The sequence below is a fragment of the Nonomuraea rhizosphaerae genome (assembly GCF_019396405.1).
Lineage (GTDB): Bacteria > Actinomycetota > Actinomycetes > Streptosporangiales > Streptosporangiaceae > Nonomuraea > Nonomuraea rhizosphaerae.
In genome coordinates this window covers 1-2,774 of the sequence record NZ_JAHKRL010000022.1, presented here as the reverse complement: position 1 = coordinate 2,774, position 2,774 = coordinate 1, and the positions used below count along the sequence as shown (strand labels likewise).

General features: G+C 73.9%; 2 protein-coding genes. Both read left to right on the top strand.

What is annotated here, in order from left to right:
• Positions 1-96 precede the first annotated feature (96 nt).
• Positions 97-774, top strand: coding sequence for an ABC transporter ATP-binding protein (locus tag KME77_RS01150; protein WP_219460497.1), 678 nt, complete (start codon positions 97-99; stop codon positions 772-774).
• A complete protein-coding gene (locus KME77_RS01145; protein ID WP_219460493.1) occupies positions 771-2,693 on the top strand; it encodes an FtsX-like permease family protein in 1,923 nt (640 codons plus the stop codon). Before KME77_RS01150 ends, KME77_RS01145 begins: the two co-directional genes overlap by 4 nt.
• The last annotated feature ends 81 nt before the right edge of the window (positions 2,694-2,774 follow it).

Sequence of the window (2,774 nt, the reverse complement as noted above, 5' to 3'; positions counted from 1 at the left end):
ACGCCACCGTGCCGTCGCGACCAGGTACGACAAGCTCGCCGTCCGCTACGAGGCCACCGTTCAGATCGCCATCATCAACGACTGGCTGACCCGCTTATAAAACAGGCCCTAGTTGGACGGGCCCTGACCAAGCGGTTCGGGCAGACGGTCGCCCTGGGCGGGGTCGATCTGGCGGTCCGGGCCGGGGAGGCCGTGGCGATCATGGGGCCGAGCGGCTCGGGCAAGTCGACGCTCCTGCACTGCCTGGCCGGGATCATGAAGCCGGACTCCGGCGAGGTGCACCTGCTCGGCGGGCGCATCGACGACATGCGCGAGCGCGACCGCAGCGCGCTGCGCCGCACCCGCTTCGGGTTCGTCTTCCAGTTCGGCCAGCTCCTGCCCGAGCTGCCCGCCGACGAGAACGTGGCGCTGCCGCTCATGCTGGGCGACGTCCCGCGGCAGCAGGCCGTACGCCAGGCCCGCGACTGGTTCGGCCCGCTCGGCCTGCACGGCATGGAGGGCAGGCGGCCGGGTGAGCTGTCCGGCGGCCAGGCGCAGCGCGTCGCCATCGCCAGGGCGCTGGTCAGCAAGCCCGCCGTGGTCTTCGCCGACGAGCCGACCGGCGCGCTCGACCAGTCCACCGGGCACGAGACCATGCGGCTGCTGGTCGAGGCGACCAAGCACAACGGCGCCTGCCTGATCGTGGTCACCCACGACCCGAACGTGGCCGGATGGTGCGACCGCACGGTCGAGGTGCGCGACGGCCACCTGCTCGCGGGCGGGGTGCGGGCGTGAAGCTGGACCTGACCTGGCGGCTGCTCAGGGGCGGCGGCCGCAAGGGGATGCTGGGCACCTGGCTCACGCTGGGGGCGGTCGCGGTGTCCACGGCGCTGCTGCTGTTCGCGGTGGCGGCCAATCACGCCTTCGAGGCCAGGGCCGACCGGAGCGCCTGGCGCAACCCGGTCCCGGCTCAGGGGGAGGCCGTGGCGGTCGAGATGACCAGGAACGACTACGTGCGCGACCAGGTGATCACCGTCGTCGACCTGGCCGCGCTCAAGACCGGGGCGCCCGCGCCGCCCGGCATGCCGCGCTTCCCGGCGCCGGGTGAGGTCTGGCTGTCGCCCGCGCTCCAGGAACTGGCCGGGCGGCTGCCCGCCGACCAGCTCGCGAACCGCTATCCCAGGCCCAAGGGCGTGCTCGGCGACGACGCGCTGCTCTACCCGGGCGAGCTGGTCGCGGTCGTCGGCCACGCGCCGGACGCGCCCGAGGTGCGGATCGACCCGGACTCCCGGCTGGCCAACCCGGTGACGAAGGTGGCGGACCTGAAGGGGGAACCGACCGAGGACTCCGTCGCCTACCGCGTGCTGGCGCTGATCGCCAGCGTGCTCATGGTCGTGCCGCTGCTGGTGTTCGGGGGCGCGGCGGCCCGGCTCACCGTGGCCAGGAGGGACCAGCGCCTGGCCGCGCTGCGGCTGGTCGGCGCGACGCCCGGCCAGGTGGTGGGCATGACGGTGGCCGAGGCGGTGATCGTCGCGTTCGCCGGGGCGCTCACGGGGGCCGTCGTGTACGCGCTGGCGGTGCCGCTGCTGACCAGGATCCGGATCGGCGGCGGTCCCTGGTACGCCGCCGACCTGTGGCCGAACCCGCTCGTTCTGGTCGCGGTGCTGGTCGCGGTGCCGCTGCTGGTCGGGCTGTCGGCCGTGATAGGGCTGCGGCGGGTCGTCGTCAGCCCGCTCGGGGTGGCCAAGCGGCAGACCCCGCCCGGCCTGCGCGCCGTCCGGGTGGTCGCGCTGCTCGTGGTGCTGGCCGCCTTCCCCCTGCTGACGCGCGGCACCAACCTGGGCGTCATCGTCGTGGCGATCGCGCTGCCGTTCCTGTGCGTCAACCTGGTCGGCCCGTGGGTGGTCGCCCTCATCGGGCGCGTCACGGCCGCCAGGGCCAGGCGCCCGGCGCGGCTGCTGGCCGGACGCCGGCTGGTCGACGACCCGCGCTCGGCCTGGCGGACGGTGAGCGGGGTGGCCATGACCGGGTTCGTGGCCGGGTTCCTCGGGCTGCTCAGCCCCGCCGCGCTGACCAGCACGGCGGTGGCCGGGCAGCTGGAGATCAGCGCGGCGCAGCCGCAGGGCGTGGCCCAGCAGGCCCGTACGCGCCTCAAGGAGGCCGGGATCGACGCGACGGTCAACCCCGGCAAGAAGACCGTCACCGTCGCGCTGGGCACCTCCGTGGACGAGGCGACGCTGGACAAGACGCGCACCGCGCTGGCCGAGCTCGTCCCCGGCCACGTGCCCACCACCGGGGCCGACGAGGAGCGCTTCAGCACGCAGATCATCTCCGACATCGGGGCGGGGACGGTCGTGGTGCTGTCGGTGTCGTTCCTGGTGGCCATCGCCAGCGCGGGGATCACCGCGGCCTCGTCGATCCTGGACCGCCGCCAGACGTATGGGCTGCTGCGGCTGGCGGGGACCCCGCTGGAGGTGCTCGACAAGGCGCGCCGGGCCGAGACGCTGATCCCGCTCACCGTGATGGGCGGCGGGGCGATCCTGGTGGGGGTGTTCTGCGCGGCGCCGTTCACGATGGGGGCGATGAACGTCTCCGGCGTGGTCACGCTGGCGGTGTGCGTCGCGCTCGGGTTCGCGGGGGTGATCGGGGCGGGGGCGCTGAGCAGGCCGCTGCTCAGGTCGGTCACCGACGACCCCGCGCCCCGGCCCGACTAGCTAGTCCAAAATGAGGTCGCGTACGGTCCTGAGCGACTGCTCGTCGCGCGGCCCCATCACCAGCATGCTGGTGATGGGGCT